This is a genomic window from Roseomonas acroporae (assembly GCF_023223525.1).
Taxonomy (GTDB): domain Bacteria; phylum Pseudomonadota; class Alphaproteobacteria; order Acetobacterales; family Acetobacteraceae; genus Roseomonas_E; species Roseomonas_E acroporae.
In genome coordinates this window covers 38552-61499 of the sequence record NZ_JALPRX010000019.1, presented here as the reverse complement: position 1 = coordinate 61499, position 22948 = coordinate 38552, and the positions used below count along the sequence as shown (strand labels likewise).

Genomic DNA, 22948 nt, shown 5'->3' with positions numbered 1-22948 from the left:
TCGCCCGGCCCGGCCGCGCCGTCAGGCCCCGGCCGCCGGATCGAGCGGCTTGCGGCCGAGGAACTCGAAGCCGGCGGCCGTGATCTCCTGCGTCGTCTGGCTCAGCCTCTCGAAATCGGTCCATAGCGGCTGGTCGCGGCGCGACGGGTCGCGCCACATCTCGACGAGCCGGCCGACCGGCGCGGCCGCGAAGGCCTCGGCCGAGGCCGCCGAGACGTCGCCCCGCAGCGCGGCCTCCGCCTCGGAGGCCAGCCAGGCGATCGAGTGGTTCGGGCAGAAGTTCCGCGACACGTGCAGCGTCTCGGTCTCGAACCCCTTGAACCACTCGGCGAGGCCGTAGCGGGTGCAGTTGAAGAAGTGCCAGGGTCGTTCGTGCAGGGGCTGCATGAAGGCCGTGCGGATCAGGATCCGGCCGCCCGGGCGGAGGACGCGCAGCAGCTCCGCGGCGACGCGGTGGGGCTCGCGGTAGTGCTCGAAGGCGTTCATCACGACGACGGCCTCGAAGGTGTCGTCGTAGAAGGGCAGCACGTGCGCGTCGGAGACGATGTCGGTGTGGCGGAAGATGGCGTACTCCACCTCCACCACGTTCGGGTGCCGCTCCAGCGATCCGCCGGCGCTGAGGTTGAGCACGAGGCCGGGAGTCTCCCGGATCAGCGCCAGTGCCTCCTCCGGCACCTCGTTGCTGACATGGCTGTCCGGGTGGACGACCGGATCGGCGAGATGGGGCGCCAGCACCGGCCGGCCTGCCTTGACCGGCCAGACATGCGCGCCGTCCACGCTGTGCAACGCGGTGCGGTCGGCGTTCCAGGCCAGCCGCTCGCCGCTCTCCGGGCAGCGCAGGATCGGCAGCAGCGCGTCGAGGCGCGTGCGCTCGGCGGGCGGGGTGAGGTGCGGGGTGGACAGCGGCATCCGCCGCAGCCGCTGCTGGTCGATCAGCGAGACCCAGGGGTGCCGGACGGCGAAATCGGCGATCAGGGTCCGGTAGTTGTCCTCCACCGTCGTCTGCGTCTTCAGCATGGAGGCGGCATGCACCCGGTACTGCGCCAGCACCTCCTGCTGCCAGGTGCCGGACAGACCCCGCTCGGCCAGCCGGCACCAGAAGTCGAAGTCCTCCCAGCCGAAGCGCACATGGTCGTAGCCGCCGACCATGGCCCACGCCTCCTTCGCGATCAGCGCCATGGCGTCGATGTAGTTTCCGGCGACGAAGCGCTTCGGGTCGTAGGGGGCGTTGCTGATGAGGGCCGAGGAGGCGCCGAAATGCTGGATCGTCGGATAGGCGTAGGCGGCGCCGCTGCCGCGCAGCGTGCGCAGCAGCGTCTCGCAGCAGCTCGGCAGCAGCCGGTTGTCGGCGTCGAGCGGCAGGACGTAGGGCGTGCGCGCCGTGTCGAAGCCGGTGTTGCGGGAATAGGCCAGGCCGCGGTTGACGCGGTGGCTCAGCACCACGGCACGGTTGAAGCGCAGCGCGTGCCGCTCCACCCAGCGCCGCGCGACCTCCAGGGAATCGTCGGTGGAACGGTCGTCCACCACGACGAGGTCGAGCGCGCCGAGCGTCTGGTCGTGGACCGACTGCAGCGCCTCCTCGATGTAGCCTTCGTAGTTGTGGAGCGGAATGATCACCGTGAGCTCGGCGTCGCCGCCCATGTCGTGCTCGAACACCGTGTCGGCGCCGAACAGGCGCGGCGGCGCGACCGGCCGGCCGGCGAGCTGGGCCTCCAGCGCGAAGGCGCTCGCCCCGGCGGGGCCGCCCTGGAGCTGGGCGAGGACGCGGCCCATCTGCGTGGCGCGGCTCAGCGGGCCGAACCTCTCGAGCGCCGTGTGGCAGGCGGCGGCTGCCATGCGGCCGCGCAGCGCCGGGTCCCCGGCCAGCCGGCGCAACGCGTCGTACCAGTCGTCGGCGGAGGCGGCGAGGTAGCCGGTGCGGCCATGCTCCATGGCGCGCCGGAACGGCCCGGTGGGCGAGGCCACGGTCGGCACGCCGGCCAGCGCCGCCTCGAAGAACTTCAGCTCGCTCTTCGCCTCGCAGAAGGGATTGCCGTATTCGAGCGGGGCGAGGTTGATGTCGAAGCGGGCCATCTCCACCGGCAGGCGGGCCAGCGGCTGCACGGAGCGCCATTCGATCCGCTCCTCCAGCCCTGCCAGCGCCGGGAACTCCTCGATGTCGACCAGCGGGGTGAGGCCGTCCGCGGTGCGGAAAAGGACCAGCCGGCAATCCGCGTTCTCCCGCAGCAGCCGCGCGAGCCCCTCCACGGCCATGGCGAAGTCGCGCTGATGCGTCCGCGAGCCGCCGGCATAGCCGATGCGGATCAGCCGGTCGGTGCGGTCGCGCCGCCACTCGCGCATGGCACGGCGCGACAGGTCGAAGGTGGCCTGGTCGAAGCCGTTCGGCAGGACGTGGGTCGTCTTGCCGGCCCAGCGCAGGTGGAAGGCCAGCTCCTCGGTGGTGGTGAAGCAGAGGTCGGCGGCCTCCATGGTCCGCCGGACGTTCGCGTAGTGGCTGCGGACCATCTCCTCGGTGAGGTGCTGCGAGCGGATGCCGTCGATGATGTCGACCTGCGCCAGCGCGGGGTCGATCATCAGGTCGTCCACGTCGAACACCACGCGGGCGCCGCCCCGCCGCGCCGCGCCGATCGCCGCCTCGATCTGGTCGCTCCAGGGGGCGCGCCAGACGATCAGCGCGGTCGCCGCCTCGATCTCGCCGAGGCGGTCCGGGATCTCGTCCACGCGCAGGATCCGCGTCGTGGCGCCCAGGGCGGCCGCGGCGCGGGCATAGCGCTCGATGCGGTAGAGATGGCCGGGGGTGTCGGGCTCGCCGCTGACGTAGACGAGGCGCAGCGCGGCGCCGGGCGCGTCGGTGCGCGGGAGCGCGATGGGCGGCGGCTGCGGCGCCACGGCGCCGGGCGGCAGGCCCGGCGGCATCGCCGCCGCGGCCGCGGCGAATTGCGCGATGCGCGCGCGCCGCTCCTCCAGCTTCGCCGGCAGCCGCATGGTGGTGGTCCACCACGCCAGCTTGGCGCCGCCGCGCACGGCGCGGCGCAGCGGCTGCGGCACCCGGCCCGCGGCATTGCGCAGCGGCCAGGTGGCGCGCCAGAAGGTGGAGGCGACGAGCTGCTCGTGCGTGGACTTGTGCGCGTCGCGGTCGGCCACGAGCTCGGCGATGCGCGCCTGCGCCTCGCGCGCCCGCGCGGCGGCGGCGGCGATCTCGCCGCGCAGATGCGCCACCTCGTCGCGGAGCTGGCGCGCCGCCTCCTCGACCAGCCGTGCCTCCTCGCGCACGCGGGTCGTCTCCTCCTGCGCCGCCAGCGCCTTCTGCCGCGCCGCGGCGGCGCGTTGCGCCGCGAGGTCGCGCATCCGCGCCTCGGCCTGCCGCTGCTCCGCCGCGCGGGCCTCCGCCCCGTCGCGCCAGTCGCGCAGCGCCGCGTTCTCCTCGGCGAGCCGCGCCTGGGATGCCTCCGCCTCGGCGAAGCGGGCCTGCGTCCCGGCATGGCCGGCCTGCTCGGCCGCGAGCCGTTCCCGCGTCCCGGCATGCTCCGCCTGCTCGGCCGCCAGCCGCGCCGCCGTGTTCGCGTGCGCTGCCTGCTCGCCGGCGAGCTGCGCGCGCAGCGCGTCCGCCTCGGCGGCGAGCATCCCGTGGCGCTGCCCCAGCATCCGCTCGCGGGTGTCGGTCAGCCAGCGCTCGCCCAGGCGCGCGAAGCGGCCGCGCACCGCGGCGAGGCGGTGCGGCTCGGTGATGCCGCACAGGTCGAGCACCGCGGCCGGCGACTGCTCGCCCACCGCCAGCACGCCGAGGCCGTGGCCGTGCAGGAAGGCGAAGCTCGGGTGGCGGCCGCGCAGCTCCTCCCAGAGGCGCCAGACGCCGAAGTCGCCGGAGCGCTCGTTGATGTCGTGGAACAGCACCGTCGCGCGCGGCGACAGCTTGGGCAGCCAGCTCTCGAAGTCGTGCCGGACGGCCTCGTAGGTGTGCAGCCCGTCGATGTGCAGCAGGTCGATCGAGGCGTCCTCGATGCGGTCGAGCGCGTCGTCGAAGGTGCCGCGGATCAGGGTCGAGAAGGCCGCGAAATGCTCGTTGTTGTAGGCGAGGAGGTTGTTGAAGACGCTCTCGTCGTACTCGCCCGCCTGCGGGTCGCCGCGCCAGGTGTCCACGGCGTGGCAGCGCGTGGCGAGGCCGGCGCTGCGTACCGCGTGGCAGAAGGCGGCGTAGGAGACGCCGGCATGCGTGCCCAGCTCCACCAGCACCCCGGGCCGGGCGCTGGCGACGAGCCAGTGCGCGAACGGGACGTGCAGCCACCAGGCGCTCGGCTCGCCGAGCCGCTCGGCACGCCAGAACAGCGGATCGAGCGAGGGCTCGGTCAGCGCCGCCAGGGTGGCGTCGGGCAGATCCGGTTGCCCGCCATCCGCGTGCAATTTGGTCATGTCGGGTATTTCGTTCATGGGGCGTCGATCGTGTCGGTGCGCGGCCGGCGCTACACGCCGGGCGGTCGGACGGCGGCGCGGCCGGAGAGGGCAGGGGGGCGGCCCGCCATGGTGTCGCGCCAGGGAGCGTGCCAGGGGCGGGGCCAGCGCGGCGGGGTGGCGAGCACCGTGTCCTCCCAGCGGAAGACCAGGTTCGCGTTGTGGTAGGGATCGGTATCGAGGACCGGATCCCAGATCCGGCGGAAATTGCGTGTCTCGCGCGCGTTCTCGGCCTGCTTCGCGGGCGTCAGGTCGTAGCCGCGCGAGACCGATTCCAGGTGCAGCAGCTCGGCGAAGGGCGTGACCAGGATGCGGTAGCCGCGGTCGCCCAGGCGCAGGCAGAAGTCGACGTCGTTGAACGCGACCTTGAGGTTCTCCTCGTCGAGGCCGCCGGCCTCGAGATACACCGCGCGGCGGCAGGCGAGGCAGGCGGCGGTCACGGCCGAGACGCTGCGCGTCACCGCCAGCTCGCGGTTCGGTCCCGCGTCGAAGCGGCCGGAGAGGCGAAGCTGATGGATCAGCGACCAGTCCGGCCCGAGCGTGATGCCGCAATGCTGCACCCGCCCGTCGGCGTAGAGCAGCTTCGCGCCCACGGCACCGATCTCCGGCCGCGCGGCGAGGGCCACCAGCTCGGTCAGCCAGTCGGGCTCGATCACCTCGGTGTCGTTGTTGAGCAGCACCACCACCTCGCCGCGCGCCTCGCGCACGGCGGCGTTGTTCATGGCGGCGAAGTTGAACGGGCCGGAAAAGGGCAGCACCCGCACGCGCGGGTCCTCGGCCAGCCGCGCGAGCAGGGCGAGCGCCTCCGGGTCGCGGCTGTCGTTGTCGACGAGGAGGAGTTCGAGCGGCGCGTAGTCGGTGCGGGCCAGCACGCCCTCCGCGCAGCGCGCCAGCAGCGTTGCCGCGTCGCGCGTCGGCACGATCACGGAGACGGCGGGTGCCGGCCGCGGCAGCGGGCGCAGGACGCGGCTGCACGCCGGGGAGAGCGGCGCCGGCTCCACCGTCGCGCCGGCCACGCCGGTCTCCTCGAGGTGTCGGCGGACGATGTCGCGCGCCGCCGCGGCGTCCCAGCCGGGATCGGCGGCGTCGAGGCGATGGCACAGGACCGCGGGGAGGTGGCCGATGCGGCTCGGCGGCACCGCCTCGCCGAGGCGCAGCACCAGGTCGTAATGCGCGAGTTCCGCCTCGGCGGCCGGTCGCCGCTTGCCGGGCGCGGGGCGCATGCCGCCCAGGGCGCGGACCGTCTCCGTGCGCAGCGCCGCCAGGTGGCCCACCGCGTCGCAGCCCAGCATGCGGTCGGGGTCCCAGGCGGTCTTGAAGCGCGGGGAGTGACGCTCGCCGGCCCGGTCCAGCCGGTCCTCGTCGGTGAAGACGAGCTCGAGTTCCGGCTCCGCCAGCAACGCGTGGGCGAGCACGAACAGCGCGTGCTCGGCGAGCACCGCGCCGGGCGGCAGCAGCACGACGTAGCGGCCCCTCGCCCGCGCGAGGGCCTCGTTGTAGAGACGGAGCGGATCGCCGTCGCCGGCCGGCAGCGCGACATGGCGCCGGTCCACCTCGCCCGAAAGGGCGGCGGCGGTCGCCAGCACTTCCCAGTGCGGAAACAGTTGCGCCTGCAGGCTTGCGAGCGCACGCTGCGGGTGGTCCCCCGGCCCGGTGCTACCCGCCTCCGTCGCCGTCAGCATCAGCGAGAACAGGATGCCGCCCGGCATGCCGGCCACGCATTCCCTTATCGCCGTCCGGTCGGAAGCCGATAGCACGTCGTAGGCCGCCACCCAACGCGTGTAGGCATGCCTGCCATCAAGTCCATACATGGCAGGACTATATCGGACGCGCCCTGGCCAGGCTAGGAGCCCGGCGGCTTTTTCGGCCGCCCCGGCAGGCCCGTGCCCGGACGGGGCGGTGACCGCGGACGCGTTCCGCGCCCGGCGCCGGGCGGCTCCCGCGGGGAATCCGGGGGAAGGGCCCCGCCGCGGACCGGCGGGCCCGCCGTGCGACGGCCGGAGCCGATGGCCGGCATCGACCGTTCAACCGGAACATGCGACAGAACGGGCATACCCGCCGAGCGCGCCCAGCACGGAGAAGACGCATGACCGAAACCGCCGCCACCCCGTCCGCGCCGCAGCCCGGCGGGCCGCTGCGGGGCCTGCGGGTCCTCGACCTCACGCGCGTGCTGGCCGGGCCGACCTGCACCCAGATGCTGGGCGACCTCGGCGCCGAGGTCATCAAGATCGAGCGGCCCGAGGCGGGCGACGACACGCGCAACTTCGCGCCCCCCTTCATCCCGAACACCAAGGAGAGCGCCTACTTCGTCGGCGTGAACCGCAACAAGAAGTCGGTCACGGTCGACATCAGCAAGCCGGAGGGACAGGCGATCGTCCTCGCGCTGCTGGAGGGCTGCGACCTGCTGGTGGAGAATTTCAAGGTCGGTGCCCTGGCGAAGTACGGGCTCGGCTGGGAGCAGCTCCGGGTGAAGTTCCCCGGCCTGATCTACTGCTCCATCACCGGCTTCGGGCAGACCGGCCCCTACGCGCCGCGCCCGGGCTACGACTCGCTGATCCAGGGCATGGGCGGCGTGATGAGCCTGACCGGCGAGCCGGACGGGCAGCCGCAGAAGGTCGGCATTCCCGTGGCCGACGTGTTCGCCGGGCTCTACGGCACCATCGGCATCCTGGCGGCGCTGCGCCACAAGGCGCTGACCGGGGAGGGGCAGCAGGTCGACATCGGCATGCTCGACACCCATGTCGCCTGGCTCGCCAACCAGGGCATGAACTACCTCGCGACCGGCGAGAACCCGCCGCGCCTCGGCAACCAGCACCCGAACATCGTGCCCTACCAGGTCTTCCCGACCGCCGACGGCTACATGGTGCTCTCGGTCGGCAACGACCCGACCTTCAGGCGCTTCTGCGAGGCCTTCGGCCAGGAGCACCTGCTGGCCGACGAGCGCTTCGCCACCAACGCCGCCCGCGTCGGCAACCGCCAGCTCGTCACCGACACGCTGACGCCGCTGATGCGGTCGCGCACCACCGCCGACTGGGTGGAGCGACTGGAGGCGCTGAAGATCGGCTGCGGCCCGATCAACACGCTGAAGGAGGTGTTCGCCGACCCGCACGTGCAGGCCCGCAACATGGTGGTGGAGATGCCGCACGCTTCCGGCGAGACGGTGAAGGTGATGGCCAACCCGGTGAAGCTCTCGGCGACGCCGCCCACCTACCGCTCCGCCCCGCCGCTGCTCGGCGAGCACACGGACGAGGTGCTGGGCGGGCTGCTCGGCATGGATGCGGCCGGGATCGCGGCGCTGCGCGGCAAGGGCATCGTCTGAGCATGGACGACGCGCCCCCCGGCACGCCCCCCGGCACGCCCCCTGGCACGCCCCCTGGCCCGTTCCCGCCGCCGCCGCGGCGCGGCGCCGTCCGCTACCTCGTCACCGCCGGCTTCTTCACCATGCGCTGGGTGGAGTGGGGCCCGGCGGCCGGGGAGCCCGCCGCCGGCCCGCCCGTGCTCTGCGTCCACGGCCTGACGCGGACGGGCCGCGACTTCGACGCGCTGGCCCCGGCGCTGGCGGCGCGCGGCCGGCGGGTGATCTGCCCGGACCTGCCGGGGCGCGGCGCCTCGGACTGGCTGCCGGACCCGGGCCTGTACCAGCCCATCACCTATGTCGGGGCGCTCTCGCACCTGCTCGCCACCATCGAGGGGGAGGTGGACTGGGTCGGCACCTCGCTCGGCGGCGTCTGCGGCATGCTGATCGGCTCGGCCGCGAACAGCCCGGTGCGCCGGCTGGTGCTGAACGACGTGGGCAGCGTGATCCCGAAGGCGGCCGTCGCCCGCATCCGCGACTACATGGTCGAGCCGCCGCAATTCGACGACCTCGCCGGGCTGGAGGCGCATCTGCGCACGACGCTGGCCCCGTTCGGGCGGCTTTCCGACGCCGAGTGGCGCCACCTCGCCGCGACCTCGGCGCGCCGCCTGCCGGACGGCAGGGTGACGCTGCACCACGACCCGGCCATCGCCGCGCCGATCCGCGCCGCCGAGCCGGCCGACGCCGACCTGCGCTTCTTCTGGTCGCAGGTGAAGGCGCCGACCCTGCTGCTGCGCGGCGCCGAGAGCGACCTGCTGCCGGCCGAGCTGGCGGCGGAGATGGCGCAGAAGCCCGGCACGCGGCTGGAGACCATCCCCGGCTGCGGCCACGCCCCGGCGCTGCTGGACGCGGCGCAGGTGGCGCTGGTGGCGGGCTTCCTCGAAGGGTGAGGCCGGCGGGGCGCCGAAGGCGCGGCCGAGGGGGCGACCCGAGGCGATGGCTGGCGTGACGGCTCGCGCATCGCATCCCTGGCACCGCGCCGAGTGGCGCCTGACCGTCCGCGCGACGACCGGCGCGGTGCTGGCCTACCTGATCGCCACGGCCTTCGCCCTGCCGCAGGGCTACTGGTCGGTCATCACCGCGCTGGTGGTGATGCAGGGGAGCCTCGGCGGCACGCTCGGCTCGGCCTGGGACCGGATGACGGCGACCCTGGCCGGCGCCGGGACCGGGGCGGTGGTGGGGGTGGCCGGCGCGGCGCTCGGCCTGCCCTTCGCCGTGATGCTGGGCCTCGCCGTGGCGCCGCTCGCCTATCTGATGGCGGTGCGGCCGGCCTACCGCGTCGCGCCGGTGACGGCGGTGATCGTGCTGCTCGACTCCTCCACCGGCTCCGCCCTGCTGCCGGCCATGCACCGCGTCGCCGAGATCGGCCTCGGCGGCCTGGTCGGCATCCTGGTCTCGCTGCTGGTGCTGCCCTCCCGCGCCAACCGGATCGTGGTGGAGCGGACGGCGGCGGGGTTCCGGCGGCTCGGCGCCGTGGCGGCGCTGCTGCTGCGCAGCCCGCCCGCGCCGCAGGCCGAGCTGGACGCGGCGAATGCCCGCTTCCGGGTGGAGCTGCGCCAGGTGATCGCCGCCGCCGCCGAGGCGCGGCGCGAGCATGCCACCCGCCTCGGCACCGTGCCCTGGGACCGGCTGGAGCGCGTGCTGCGGCGCCTGCACAGCGACCTGGTCTTCATCGGCCGGGCGGCGCGGGCCGAGGGCGGCCGCGCGGCGGCGGCGCTGCCGGTCCCGGCGGCGCTGGCGGAGGTCCTGCCCGCGCTGTTCGCGGCCTGCGGCACGGCGCTGGAGGAGGAGGGACCGCCGCCGGCACTGGGCGGGCTGGACTCGGCGATCGGCGATTTCGCCGCCGCCCTCGAACGGCTCGGGGGCGCCGTGCCGCGCGACGCGGTGGCGCTGCTTTTCGCGCTGGAGATGCTGCGCCGCGACCTCGGCGACTTCCTAGTGGAGCTTTCGGGGCGACGTCCCGTCGGTCCGGCGCCCGGCTGAGAGTTTGTGAAGAATGCCCGTCAGCGTTGAAACCGGCCGAAAAGGACGAGTCCTTTCAACGGGCATGCTTTCGCAAGCTCGATTTCTTCACACACTCTGAGCCGCGCCGCGCCGCGCCGCGCCGGCCATCCGGGCCGGCGCGCCTTCGGGCCGGCCGCGCCCCGGCCTTCCGCCTGTCGGCGGCTCCCGCACGCCCGGCGTGACGTCGGTCGGGGCCGACGCGCTGCATTGCGGCATCGGCCGCCACGCGCGATCCTGGCCGCGAGTCCGGCCGGGGCGGGGGCGACGAAGCCTCCGTCCGGCCAGGGGATGCGTGGCCCGGGAAAGGGCCAGCGAACGGGTCGGGGATGCTTCCCCGGCACCGGTGCCGGCCGGGCAGGCCGGGCGGGGAGGAAGAGCGTGAATCGTCTCGACAGGCTGCGTCCGGTCCTGCCCGTGCTGCTGGGTGCCTCGCTGATGCTCTCCCTCGCCATGGGCTTCCGCCAGAGCCTCGGCCTGTTCATGCCGGCCCTGACCCGCGACATCGGCATCACCGTCTCCGACTTCACCCTGGCCATCGCCGTGCAGAACCTCGCCTGGGGCTTCCTGCAGCCCGTCGCGGGCGGGCTGGCGTCGCGCTGGGGCTTCCGGCCGGTGATGACCGTGGGCGCGCTGCTCTACGTGGCGGGGCTGCTGGTGCTGGCCGCGGCGCACGGGCTGGTCGCGGTCACGCTGGGTGCGGGGATCCTGATCGGCGCCTCGCTCGCCTGCACCGCCTCGGCGCTGGCCATGTCGGTGGCCTCGCGCGCCGTCTCCGTGGAGCTGCGCAGCACGGTGCTCGGCATCGTCTCGGCGGCGGGGTCGCTCGGCTCGCTGCTGGCGGCGCCGGTCGGGCAGGTGCTGCTGGAGGGGTTCGGCTGGCGCGCCGGGGTGGCCGGCTTCGCCGTGCTGTCGCTCGCCATGCTGCCGGCCGCCTGGGTCGCCGGGCGGGTGGACCGGGTGGCGCTGCCGCCGGCCGGGCGGCCCGCCGCGCCGTCGGCTGCCCTGGCGGCTGCCCCGGTGGCTGCCCCGACGGCCGCCTCGCCGGTTCCCTCGGCCATCCCGGGCACGGATGGAAGGCGCGGCGGGGACGCGCTCGGGGCGCGCGCGGCGCTCGGGCTGGCGCTCGGCAACCCGGCCTTCATCGTGATGTCGCTGGCCTACTTCGTCTGCGGCATGCAACTCGTCTTCCTCACCACGCACCTGCCCTCCTACCTCCAGCTCTGCGGCATGGACCCGATGCTGAGCGCCAAGGCGCTCGGCGTGATCGGCGGCTTCAACGTGCTGGGCAGCCTGTTCTTCGGCTGGGCCGGCGGGCGCTGGAACAAGCAGGTGCTGCTGGGCGCGATCTACCTGCTGCGCTCGCTCACCCTCGCCGTCTACTTCACCGCGGCGCCGACGCCGGCGGGCACGCTGGTCTTCGCGGCGGTGATGGGCTTCCTCTGGCTCGGCGTGGCGCCGCTGATCGCGGGCTCGGTGGCCGAGATGTTCGGGCTGCGCTGGCAGGCCATGATCCAGGGCGTCGCCTTCATGAGCCACCAGTTCGGCAGCTTCCTCGGCGCCTTCGGCGGCGGCGTGGTGTTCGACCGGCTGGGCTCCTACACGCTGGCGCTCGCGGTGGGCATCGCGCTGGGGCTGCTGGCGGGGGTGGCGCAGATCGCCTTCGCCCTGGCGCGGCCCTCGGGGCCGCCGGCGGTGGCGCTGGCGCGGTAGGCGGCACCGCCGCCCGCCGGCCGCCGGGCGGAACCGCGCCCCGGCCCGACGCGCGGACTCAACCTCGCCGCCGATCGGCGCTACAGGCTGCCCCCATGGCCGCCCCGCCCCTGCTGCTCCTCCAGGACATCCACCTGCGCATCGGCACCACGCCGCTGCTCGCGGGTGCCACGCTCTCCGTCTCGCCCGGCGAGCGGCTGGCGCTGGTCGGGCGCAACGGCTCGGGCAAGTCCACCCTGCTGCGCATCGCGGCGGGGCTGGCGCCGCCCGATTCCGGCACGCGCTTCGTGCAGCCCGGCGCCACGGTGCGCTACCTGGCGCAGGAGCCGGATCTTTCCGGCTTCGCCAGCACCCTCGCCTTCGTCGAGGCCGGGCTGGGCCCGGGCGACGACCCGTACCGCGCGCGCTACCTGCTGGAGCGGCTCGGCCTGACCGGCGAGAAGAACCCGGCGACGCTCTCGGGCGGCGAGGCGCGCCGCGCCGCGCTGGCCCGCGTGCTGGCGCCCTCGCCCGACATCCTGCTGCTCGACGAGCCGACCAACCACCTCGACCTGCCGGCCATCGAGTGGCTGGAGGAGGAGCTGGCCTCGCTCCGCTCCGCCCTGGTGCTGATCAGCCACGACCGGCGCTTCCTGGAGACCCTCTCGCGCGCCATGGTCTGGCTCGACCGCGGCACCACGCGCCGGCTGGAGCAGGGCTTCGCCGGCTTCGAGGCCTGGCGCGAGCAGGTGCTGGAGGCCGAGGAGCAGGAGCGGCACAAGCTCGGCCGCCAGATCGCGCGCGAGGAGGACTGGCTGCGCTACGGCGTCACCGCCCGGCGCAAGCGCAACGTCCGCCGCCTCGGCGAGCTGCACGCGCTGCGCCAGCGGCGGCGCGAGCAGCGCGCGGCGCAGGGCGCGGTGCGGCTGGAGGCGGCGGAGGGGCAGGGCTCCGGCACGCTGGTGGTGGCGGCCGAGCGCATCGCGAAGTCGTTCGGGGATCGGGTGGTGGTGCGCGACTTCTCCACCCGCGTGCTGCGCGGCGACCGCGTCGGCATCGTCGGGCCGAACGGCGCCGGCAAGACCACGCTGCTCAACATGCTGACCGGGCAGCTCGCGCCGGATGCCGGGGAGGTGCGGCTCGGCACGGCGCTGCAGATGGTGACGCTGGACCAGCGGCGGGCGAGCCTCGACCCGGACGTCACCCTGCAATCGGCCCTGACCGGCGGGCGCGGGGACACGGTGCAGGTGGGCGAGCAGAAGCGCCACGTCGTCGGCTACATGAAGGACTTCCTGTTCCTGCCCGAGCAGGCGCGCACGCCGGTCGGCGTGCTCTCGGGCGGCGAGCGCGGCCGGCTGATGCTGGCGCGCGCCCTGGCGCAGCCCTCCAACCTGCTGGTGCTGGACGAGCCGACCAACGACCTCGACCTGGAGACGCTGGACCTGCTGCAGGAGCTGCTCGCCGAGTACCCCGGCACGGTGCTGCTGGTCAGCCACGACCGCGACTTCCTCGACCGCGTGGCGACCTCGGTGATCGCCTACGAGGGGGACGGGCGCTGGCAGGACTATGCGGGCGGCTATTCCGACATGGTGGCGCAGCGCGGCCACGGCGTGCGGGCGCGCGAGGGCGCCGCCGCGCCGGCGGCCGGCGCTGCCGCCACCGGGCGTGGGGCGGGTGCCGCCCCGCCGGCGCCGCCCCAGCCCGCGCGGCGCAAGCTCTCCTTCAAGGAGAAGCACGCGCTGGAGACCCTGCCGGGCCGGATGGCCGGCTTGCAGGCCGAGATTGGCCGGCTGCGCGAGACCCTCGCCGACCCGAACCTGTTCGCCCGCGACCGGGCACGCTTCGACCGCGCCTCCACCGCCCTCGCCGCGGCCGAGACCGCGCTGGCCGCGGCCGAGGAGGAATGGCTGACCCTGGAGATGCTGCGCGAGGAGCTGGAGGGGCGTTGACGCCGCCGGGCCGGCGCGGGCCGTCCGCGGGCGCGTCGCCTTGAGGGCCAGCACCCTTCTGCCGCTGCCGCGGCGGCAGGTCGCCCGCCTCGCCGGCCTGTTGCCCGCCTGGATGCGCCCGGGCCAGGCGGCGCGCATCGGCCGCGCCACGGCGCGCAGCCCCGGCGCCGATCTCGGGCGCCTGCCGATCGGGCTGGACCTGCGCGGCATCAGCGTGCTGGAGGGCCTGCGCGCGGCGCTCGCCACCGCCGTGATCCTGCTCGCCAATGCCTGGCTCGACTCGCCGCTCCTCGGCATCGCGGCGCTGGCGGCGATGCTGACCTGCTTCGCCGATGTCGGCGGGCCGCTGCCGCGCCGCCTGCCGGCGCTGCTCGGCTTCGCCCTGCTGGGCGGGGCGTTCTGGGCCGGCTTCGGCGCGCTGCGCGGCCTGTCGGCGTTCCCGCCCGTCGCCTGGGCGGTGCTGCCGCTGGCGGGGCTCGTCCTGTTCGGCAACAGCATGGCGCGGGTCTGGGGCCTGCAGGCGCAGGCGGTGGGCAACCTGCTGACCGTGGTGACGGCGCTGGCCCTCTCCCACCCGGCGCCCGAGCGGGTCGCGGCGGCGGGCGGCCTCGCCTTCGCCGCCGGCGCGCTCTGGGCGGTGTTCGTGACGCTGGTGCTCTGGCGCATCCATCCGCACGGCCCGGCGCGGCACGCGATCTCCGGCGCCTGGCACCTGCTCGGCCTGCTGGCCGAGGATCTGCGCCGCCTCCTGTCGGGCCGCGAGCCCCCCGCCGCGTCCGACTGGGAGGCGCATGCGCGCGCGCATCGGCGCGCCGTGCGGGCGGAACTGGCGGAGGCGCGCGACGTCGTCACCGCGACGCTGCGCCTGCGCGGCATCAACTCGCTGCGCGCGACCCAGAACCTGCTCTGGCTGGAGGTGGCGGACGGGGTGTTCGGCGCCCTGATCGCCCTCTCCGACCGGCTGGAGCGGGGTGCCGACGCGGCCGATCGGCGGGACGCGGCGCGCCTGCTGCGGCGGCTCGTGCCGCTGCTGGCGACGATGCAGGAAGCCTCGCTCGGCCATCCGGTCCGGCACCTCGACCGGCTCGACCAGGCGCTCGCCCACCTGCGCGAGCAGGCCGCGCGCGGCAGGCTGCGGCGCATCGCCGTGGTGCTGGCCGACCGCCTGCGCGCCGGCGTCAAGATCGCCATGAGCAACGGCGTCGCCGAGCGGGCCGGGGACCGGACCGGGGGCCGGGATGGGGGCCGGGATGGGGGCCGGGATGGGGCGGGGGCGGGGGGCGGCGCGGCCCCGGCGCGGTGGTCGCCGGAGCCGGCGGTGCCGCTGCGCGAGCGGGTGCTGGGGCCGCTGCGCGCCAACCTCACCTGGCGCTCGGCGGTGCTGCGGCACGCGGCGCGCGCGGTGGCCGTCACCGTGCCGGTGATCGCGCTGACCCTCGCTTGGCACGGCCCGTACCAGCACTGGCTGGTGATCACGGTGGCGCTGACCATGCAGCCCTATTTCGCGGCCACCCGGCAGCGGGCGCTGGAGCGGGTGGCCGGCACGGTGCTGGGCGCCCTGATCGGCGGCGCCGTGGCGCTGCTGCCGCAGACGCCGCTGCTGCTGGCCCTGCTGATGTTCCCCCTCAGCATCGTCGCCTTCTCGGCCCGCCAGGTCAGCTTCGGGGCCTACATCGCCTGCCTGACCCCGCTGGTGGTGGTGCTGGTCGAGGTCGGCGGGCCCGGGGAGAGCGAGTGGGCGATCGCCGCGATGCGCACGCTCTACACGGTGATCGGCGGCCTGCTGGCGCTGCTCGCCTGCCTGCTGCTCTGGCCGACGCGGGAGCAGGGGGCGCTCGGCACCGCGGTGCGCACCGCCGTCGCCGCCTTCGTGCCCTGGGCGCGCGTCGTGCTGGACGGCGTGGCCGGCCAGCGCGACGAGGCCGCGGCGGAAGCGGCGCGCTGCGCGGCGGGGCTGGCCAACAACAACCTGGAGGCCTCGCTGTCGCGCGCCATGCAGGAGCCGCGGCCGCATCGCGCGCGCGGCGAGGGCCCAGGCGAGGGCACGGGCGCGGGCCCAGGGGAGGGCCCAGGGGAGGGTGGAACGGTGCTGCAGGCGGCGCTCGCGGCGGATGCCGCGCTGCGGCGCCTGGGCGGCACGCTGCTGGCGCTGCAGTACGATCCGCCCGCGGTGACGCCGGAGGGACGCGGCGGCTGGCGCCCCTGGCAGGACTGGGTGCCGGCCGCCCTGGCTTCCCTCGCCATGGCCGGCAGCCCCGTGCCGCCCCGGCCCGCCGAGGCACCGGACCCGGTGCTGCGCCGGCTCGCGACCCAGGTGGACCTGCTGCGGGGGGCGCTGGACCGCCTTCGCCCGGGAATCCCGCCCCGGCCTGCCCGGGAGGAAGCGCGGGAGGCCGGGCGGGACGTCAGCGGGGAGGGCGGGCAGCCCGGGCCGCCGCCATAGGCGCGCCGGCCACCGTTCCGCCCGTCGGCGAGGGGGGCGGGGCGGCCGCCGGCCGGGGCCGCCGGGACCGCGGCGACCGGCGACCTGGGCATGGCCGCCGAGGGCGCGAGACCGGCAGGCCGGGCGCTGGCGCTCCACCCGCCTGACACGATCGGCCGGATGGAGTTCTATGCTCTACGCCACGCGCCGGGGTTGAACGGGCCATGCCGCAGCACTCGCCACTGCTGACGCTGATCGTCGCGGGTCTGGTCGCGGCCTTCCTGCTCGGGCTGCTCGCGCGCCGGCTGGGGCTGCCGCCGCTGGTCGGCTACCTCGTCGCCGGCGTGCTGGTCGGGCCGCACACGCCGGGCTTCGTGGCCGACGAATCGCTGGCGCACCAGCTCGCCGAGATCGGCGTGATCCTGCTGATGTTCGGCGTCGGGCTGCACCTCGCGCCGCGCGACCTCGCGGCGGTGCGCGGCGTCGCGGTGCCGGGGGCGCTGGCGCAGATCGCGGTGGCGACCCTGCTCGGCTGCGGCATCGGGCTGGCGCTCGGCTGGACGGTCGGGGCGGGGCTGGTGTTCGGCCTCGCCCTCTCGGTCGCCAGCACGGTGGTGCTGCTGCGCGCGCTGGAGGAGCGCGGCCTGGTCCGCACGCCGCGCGGCCGCGTCGTGATCGGCTGGCTGGTGGTCGAGGACCTGGCCATGGTGGCGGCGCTGGTGGCGATCCCGGCCCTGGCCGCCGCCGCGGAGACGGGCGGCGGGTGGGGGCCGGTCGTGGCGGCGCTGGGCTGGCGGCTGGCGGAGGTGACGCTGTTCGCGGCCGGCATGCTGGTCTTCGGGCGGCGCGTCGTGCCCTGGCTGCTGGCCCGCGCCGCCGCCACGGATTCGCACGAGCTGTTCACCCTGGCCGTGCTCGCCACCGCCATGGGCATCGCCTTCGGCGCGGCGGCGCTGTTCGGCGTCTCCTTCGCGCTCGGCGCCTTCTTCGCGGGGATGGTGCTGGCCGAGAGCGAGCTGAGCCACCGCGCCGGCGCCGACATCCTGCCGCTGCAGGACGCCTTCGCCGTGCTGTTCTTCGTCTCGGTGGGGATGCTGTTCGACCCCGGCGTGCTGCTGCGCCAGCCGCTCGGCGCGCTGGCTTCGGTCGGCGTGGTGATCCTCGGCAAGTCGCTGGCCGCGCTGCTGATCGCCCGGCTGCTGGGCGAGCCGCCGGGCCTCGGGCTGACCGTCGCGGCCGGGCTCGGGCAGGTGGGCGAGTTCTCCTTCATCCTCGCGGCGCTCGGCGTCTCGCTCGGGCTGCTGCCGCCGGCCGGGCAGGACCTGATCCTCGCGGCGTCGCTGATCTCGATCGCGCTCAACCCGCTGCTCTTCGCCCTGGCCGGCCGCCTGGAGCCGGCGCTGCCGCTGCGGCCCCGGCTCGCCCGGCTGCTGGGCCGCGGCGGGGCGGCCGAGCCGCCCGCGCCGTCGCGCCACGCCGTGCCGGAGAGCTGGTCCGGCCACGTGGTGGTGGTGGGGCACGGCCGGGTCGGCGCGCTGGTGGCGCGGCTGCTGCGCGGGCGCGGCATCCGGGTGGCCGTGGTGGAGACGGATGCGGCGATCGTCGCGCGGCTGGAGCAGGCCGGGGTGCCGGTGGCGCTCGGCGAGATCGTCAATCCCGCCGTCGCCGCCAGTGTCGGGCTCGGCCGCGCCCGGCTGGTCGTCCTCGCGATTCCCGACAGCTACCAGACGCGGCGCGCGCAGGACGTACTGCACGCCGCGAACCCGCGGGCCGCCGTGGTGGCGCGCACGCATGGCGAGACGGCCTTCGCCTCGCCCGAGGAGAGCGGCGCGCGCCTGGCGGTGAACGACGAGCGGGAACTGGCGCTGCGCATCGGCCAGCGCGCGCTGGAGGCGATGGGCGTGCCGGCCGAGGAGGCGCGCCTGGCCACCGGCATGCTGCCGCGCGCGCCGGCGATCGAGCGGGCCGGGTAGGGGACTTGCGCCGGCGCGGCGGCCCATCACAATCGCCGCGCCGTGCGGGGCACTCGCGGGATGCCCTCGCGTTGCCACGCGCGGGGCGTCGTGCCCGGCGGCCGCCATGGCGTGGCGGCGCGCCCGGCGGCGTCCGTTCCAGGTCAGGAGTTCGGGACATTCGCGGCATGCGATCGGGGATCAGGGCCGTCGGCACGGAGGGTCCGGCGGCGGCCCGCGACGGTGCGGCCGCCGCCGGCGGGGCGCGGCCCCGGGGGCGGACCAGGGGACGGCCCAGGGGACGGCCCAGGGGACGGCCCAGGGGACGGCCCAGGGGACGGCCATGAACGTGATCCGCTACCCCTTCGTGCCGCGCCCGCCCTGGCTGAGCGCGACGCTGCAGACCATGCGCGGGGTGAGGAACCCCATGCGCGTGCCGCTGCCGGAGGGGCACTGGCTGTGGTTCCCGCTCGGCGACGGCGACGCGCTGGCCGCCAAGCTGCACTGGCCGGGCGCGGACGTGGCCTCGGCGCGCCCGGCACGGCCGCTGGCGCTGCTGCTGCACGGGACGATCGGCTCCGAGGACGACGCCTACCTGCGCTCGGCCTGCCGGGCGCTGCTGCGGGAAGGCTTCCCGGTGCTGCGGCTGAACCTGCGCGGCAGCCGGCTGAGCCGGTCGCGCAGCAGCAGCCACTACCACATCGGGCGCTCCGAGGACCTGCGCGACGTGCTGCGCGACCTGCCGGCGAGCCTGACCTCGGAGGGCGTGGTGGTCGCCGGCTGGTCGCTCGGCGGCGCGCTGGTGCTGAACCTGCTGGGCCGGCAGGCGGTGGAGCAGGAGGAGCGGCGCGGCCTGCCGCGGCTGCTCGGCGCCGCCGCGATCTGCCCGCCGCTCGATCCGGCCGGCGCGCATCGCGCCATCGACCGGAACAGGGTGCTCGGCCGGCCGATGCTGCGCGCCTACCGGCGGGAGGTGCTGGCGGTGCCGGCCACCGACCTGACCGACCGGCTGCGGGTCGCCGCGAAGCATGCGCGGAGCATGCGCGAATTCGAGGAGACGGTGTCCGCCCCGCGCTTCGGCTACCGCGGCTACGACGAGTTCGTCGCGGCGATCCGGCCGGACCGCGTGCTGCCGCGCATCCGCGTGCCGACGCTGCTGCTGGCCGCCGCGGACGACCCGATCGTGCCGGCGGCGATGCTGCGGGGCGTGGACTGGGATGCGTGCCCGGCGGTGGCGCCGGTGCTGGTGGCCGGCGGCGGGCATTGTGGCTTCCAGGACATGGGCCGCGGCGGGAACCTCGCGGACCGCGCCATCGTCTCGCTCTTCGTGGGCGTCGCGGAAGGCCGCGTGACCTCCAGGCCGGAGATGATGCCGGCGGACCAGTGAACCCGGGCGCCTCTGCCCGCGGGCCGGTACTGGCCGGCAGCCGGGCCCGCCGCCCCGACGAGACGCGAGGCGGCCGGGGCCCGCGGCCGCGGGCCCCGGGAAACCTTCCCGGCGGCCGGCGTCCGGGGAAGCCGGTCCGGGGGATCAGCCCAGCGCGCGCAGGCGCTCGGCGGCCTCCAGCGCGAAGTAGGTCAGCACCCCGTTCGCCCCGGCGCGCTTGAAGCCGAGCAGGGTCTCCAGGATCACCCGGTCCCCGTCCAGCCAGCCGTTGCGGATGGCGCCGGCCAGCATCGCGTACTCGCCGCTCACCTGGTAGACGAAGGTCGGCACGCCGAAGCGGTCCTTCACGCGGCGGACGATGTCGAGATAGGGCATGCCCGGCTTGACCATCACCATGTCGGCGCCCTCGTCGAGGTCCATCGCCACCTCGCGCAGCGCCTCGTCCGAATTGGCCGGGTCCATCTGGTAGGTCTTCTTGTCGGAAGGCGGCGTCAGTCCCGCGGGCGCGCTGCCGAGCTTGCCGGCGCCCACCGCGTCCCGGAACGGGCCGTAGAAGGCCGAGGCGTACTTGGCGGCGTAGCTCATGATGCGGGTGTGGCCGAAGCCCTCCGCATCGAGCGCCGCGCGGATGGCGCCGATGCGCCCGTCCATCATGTCGGAGGGGGCGATCACGTCGATCCCGGCGCGCGCCTGGTTGAGCGACTGCTCGACCAGCACCGCCACCGTGTCGTCGTTGTGGATGTGGACGCCCTGGCGGCCCTCGCGCAGCACGCCGTCATGGCCGTGGTCGGTGTAGGGGTCGAGCGCCACGTCGCCGATCAGGCCGATCTCGGGGAATTCGCGCTTCAGCAGGCTGGCGGCGCGGCACATCAGGTTGTCCGGATTGCCGGATTCCGTGCCCTCGGCGTCCTTGCGCTCGGGCGGCGTCATCGGGAAGAGGGCGAGGGCGGGGATGCCGAGCTTCGCCGCCGGCTCCACATGCGCCGCCAGCCGGTCGAGCGTGACGCGGCGCACGCCGGGCATCGAGGCGACCTCGGTGGTGGTGTTAGTGCCCTCGATGATGAAGAGCGGCCAGATCAGGTCGTCGACGGAAAGCCGGTTCTCGGCGACGAGGCGGCGGGTCCAGGCGTCCTGGCGGTTGCGGCGGGGGCGGGTGGTGGGGAAGGGCATGGAATTAGCAGGACTCTCAGGATCACGGGGCGAGAAACATAGGTACGCTTGGGGTGAGCCGGCGTCCATAGTTGGAGCATAGTCCGCAAGTAGACGGAGCACCATGATCCCAAACGAGTCATTTGGTCTCGATCAGATATTATCCGCGGGAATGATTTATTTCTAGCTAAGCTGTGAGGAAAATATGGCACCAACACTGGAAAATTCAATCGTTATCGCTGTTTCTTCCAGGGCGTTGTTTGATTTCGAGGAAGAAAATACAGTATTCAGTGAGGATGATGATGCGGAATACATGGAGATGCAGTTTCAACGTCTTGACCGGCCCGCCAGAAAAGGAGCGGCCTTCTCTCTGATCAAAAAATTACTCAGTATAAATGACAATGCCGAAGCTGGTAGCAATCACCAGCGCGTCGAGGTTGTGTTGTTATCGCGCAATGACCCTGTAAGCGGATTGCGGGTATTCAAATCTGCCCAGGAGCACGAACTCAAGATTGAAAGGGGGATTTTTACGAGAGGCAGGACTCCTTTTGGTTATCTGCGGCCGTTAGGAGCAAAATTGTTCCTGTCTGCAAATGTCGATGATGTGACTGCTGCGTTGCGCGCAGGTTCACCAGCAGCCCGTGTCATTCCACGATCCATCGGCGAAGATCCCCATCCTGACGAAATCAGAATAGCTTTTGATGGTGACGGCGTACTATTTAGTGATGAAGCTGAAAGAGTTTTTGCGCGACATGGATTGAATGAGTTTCACGCACATGAGAGAACGCGGTTGGGTACCCCATTGCCGGAAGGACCGCTTTGGCCACTCCTAGAAGCTTTGCATCAACTCAAATCCATGCAGTCGAAAAGTTCGAAAATGAGAATTCGCCTCGGTCTATTCACCGCGAGATCCGCCCCCGCTCACGAGAGAGCTATACGGACATTGATTAGCCGGCAGATACGCATCGACGAGGCTGCATTTTTGGGAGGGCTGCCAAAAGGCCCATTCTTGCGTGAATTCAAGCCAGATATATTCTTTGATGATCAGATAAGACATATAAGCAATGCGGCTTCCGTAACCTCTGTGGGGCATGTGCCATATGGAGTTAAAAATGAGATAGAACCTACCGAATCGGAATGATTCCATTCCATCGGGCCAGCGTTTTGAACTGGCCCGATAGCAGCTTGAAGGGTTTAATTTTTCAACGCCTGCTCCAGATCGGCCAGGATGTCGTCGATGTGCTCGATGCCGATGGACAGGCGCACATAGCCCGGCGTCACGCCGGTCAGCCCCTGCTCCTCGGCCGAGAGCTGGCTGTGCGTCGTGCTCGCCGGGTGGATGGCGAGGCTGCGCGCGTCGCCGATGTTGGCGACGTGGTAGAACAGCTTCAGCGCGTCGATGAAGCGCCGCCCGGCCTCGGCGCCGCCCTTCAGCTCGAAGCCCAGCAGGCTGCCGTAGCCGCCCTTCAGGTACGCCTCGGCCCGGCGCTTCGCCTCGCCCTGCTGGAGCGAGGGGTGGATGACATGCGCGACGGCCGGGTTCTCGGCCAGGTACGCCGCGACGCGCAGCGCGTTGGCGTTGTGCCGCTCCATGCGCAGCGGCAGCGTCTCCAGCCCCTGGAGCAGCAGGAAGGCGTTCATCGGCGAGAGCGCGGCGCCGAGGTCGCGCAGCAGGCAGACCCGCAGGCGCAGCGCGAAGGCGATCGGGCCGAGCGCCTTGGCCGCTTCCGACCAGACGGCGCCGTGATAGCTGGGATCGGGGGTGTTGAGCGTCGGGAAGCGGTCGGGGTGGGCGGCCCAGTCGAAATTGCCGCCATCCACCACCATGCCGCCGATGCTGGTGCCGTGGCCGCCGATGAACTTGGTGGTGGAGTGCATCACCACCGCCGCGCCGTGCCGCAGCGGCTGGCAGAGGACGGGCGCCGCCGTGTTGTCCATGACGAGCGGCACGCCGAGCTTCCGCCCCAGCGCCGCCACCTCGGCGATCGGGAAGACCTGGAGCTTCGGGTTGGGCAGGGTCTCGGCGTACCAGAGGCGGGTGCGGTCGTCGGTGGCGCGGGCGAAGGCCTCGGGATCGGCCGGATCGACGAAGCGGGTCTCGATGCCGAGATCCTTCAGCGTGTTGGCGAAGAGGTTCCAGGTGCCGCCGTAGAGGTCGGTGGAGGAGACGATGTTGTCGCCCGCGCGTGCCAGGTTCAGCACGCAGAAGGAGGTGGCCGCCTGCCCCGAGGCGACGGCGCAGGCGGCGGCGCCACCCTCCAGCGCCGCGACGCGCTGCTCCAGCACGTCGGTCGTCGGGTTCATGATGCGGGTGTAGATGTTGCCCAGCTCCTGCAGCCCGAACAGCCGCGCCGCGTGCGCCGTGTCCTGGAACTGGTAGGAGGTGGTCTGGTAGATCGGCACCGCCACGGCGCCGGTGGTCGGGTCGGCCCGGTGGCCGGCGTGCAGCACCTGGGTTTCCGGGTGGGTCCAGCTCGGTGCGGTCATGGTGTGTCCTCCTCTGGCGCCCGCTCTGGCGCTCGTCGGCCTTGCGGCGGATTCTAGAGGAGTTCGCCGGTCGGCGGAACGGCCGGCGGCGTGGAACCCCGAATT

At 73.7% G+C, this 22948-nt stretch carries 13 protein-coding genes; 9 read left to right on the top strand and 4 right to left on the bottom strand.

Annotation, left to right across the window (positions count from 1 at the left end; translation table 11 throughout):
- Positions 1 to 21: 21 nt before the first annotated feature.
- A complete protein-coding gene (locus tag M0638_RS05665) occupies positions 22 to 4410 on the bottom strand; it encodes a class I SAM-dependent methyltransferase (RefSeq protein WP_248665988.1) in 4389 nt (1462 codons plus the stop codon).
- 50 nt (positions 4411 to 4460) lie between these two features.
- Positions 4461 to 6260 (bottom strand): glycosyltransferase family 2 protein, encoded by a 1800-nt coding sequence (locus tag M0638_RS05660; RefSeq protein ID WP_248665987.1) that lies wholly within the window; start codon positions 6258 to 6260, stop codon positions 4461 to 4463.
- A gap of 275 nt (positions 6261 to 6535) precedes the next feature.
- Here M0638_RS05660 and M0638_RS05655 point away from each other — a divergent pair, with 275 nt between their 5' ends.
- From M0638_RS05655 to M0638_RS05620, 8 genes are all read left to right on the top strand, one after another.
- Positions 6536 to 7768, top strand: coding sequence for a CaiB/BaiF CoA transferase family protein (locus M0638_RS05655; RefSeq protein WP_248665986.1), 1233 nt, complete (start codon positions 6536 to 6538; stop codon positions 7766 to 7768).
- A gap of 2 nt (positions 7769 to 7770) precedes the next feature.
- Complete coding sequence (locus tag M0638_RS05650; RefSeq protein WP_248665985.1) at positions 7771 to 8694, top strand: alpha/beta fold hydrolase; 924 nt, start codon at positions 7771 to 7773, stop codon at positions 8692 to 8694.
- A gap of 55 nt (positions 8695 to 8749) precedes the next feature.
- On the top strand, positions 8750 to 9787 hold the full coding sequence (locus tag M0638_RS05645) for an FUSC family protein (protein WP_248665984.1): 1038 nt from the start codon (positions 8750 to 8752) through the stop codon (positions 9785 to 9787).
- A 399-nt stretch (positions 9788 to 10186) separates the two neighbouring features.
- Positions 10187 to 11518: an MFS transporter gene (locus M0638_RS05640; protein ID WP_248665983.1), complete on the top strand. Its 1332-nt coding sequence runs from the start codon at positions 10187 to 10189 to the stop codon at positions 11516 to 11518.
- A gap of 95 nt (positions 11519 to 11613) precedes the next feature.
- Positions 11614 to 13446, top strand: a complete 1833-nt coding sequence (locus tag M0638_RS05635) for an ABC-F family ATP-binding cassette domain-containing protein (protein ID WP_248665982.1) — start codon at positions 11614 to 11616, stop codon at positions 13444 to 13446.
- A gap of 40 nt (positions 13447 to 13486) precedes the next feature.
- A complete protein-coding gene (locus M0638_RS05630; RefSeq protein WP_248665981.1) occupies positions 13487 to 15889 on the top strand; it encodes an FUSC family protein in 2403 nt (800 codons plus the stop codon).
- Between the two features lie 203 nt (positions 15890 to 16092).
- Entirely contained in the window at positions 16093 to 17841 is a 1749-nt protein-coding gene (locus M0638_RS05625; RefSeq protein ID WP_248665980.1) for a cation:proton antiporter domain-containing protein, read from the top strand.
- A 322-nt stretch (positions 17842 to 18163) separates the two neighbouring features.
- Entirely contained in the window at positions 18164 to 19207 is a 1044-nt protein-coding gene (locus M0638_RS05620; protein ID WP_248665979.1) for an alpha/beta fold hydrolase, read from the top strand.
- A 144-nt stretch (positions 19208 to 19351) separates the two neighbouring features.
- Here M0638_RS05620 and hemB read toward each other — a convergent pair whose 3' ends face one another.
- Positions 19352 to 20377, bottom strand: a complete 1026-nt coding sequence (hemB, locus tag M0638_RS05615) for a porphobilinogen synthase (RefSeq protein WP_248665978.1) — start codon at positions 20375 to 20377, stop codon at positions 19352 to 19354.
- A 184-nt stretch (positions 20378 to 20561) separates the two neighbouring features.
- On the opposite strand from hemB, the gene M0638_RS05610 reads away from it, so the two are divergent.
- A complete protein-coding gene (locus M0638_RS05610) occupies positions 20562 to 21497 on the top strand; it encodes a 5'-nucleotidase (RefSeq protein WP_248665977.1) in 936 nt (311 codons plus the stop codon).
- Between the two features lie 53 nt (positions 21498 to 21550).
- On the opposite strand, the gene M0638_RS05605 is transcribed toward M0638_RS05610, so the two are convergent.
- Entirely contained in the window at positions 21551 to 22843 is a 1293-nt protein-coding gene (locus M0638_RS05605) for an O-acetylhomoserine aminocarboxypropyltransferase/cysteine synthase family protein (protein ID WP_248665976.1), read from the bottom strand.
- Positions 22844 to 22948: the final 105 nt, after the last annotated feature.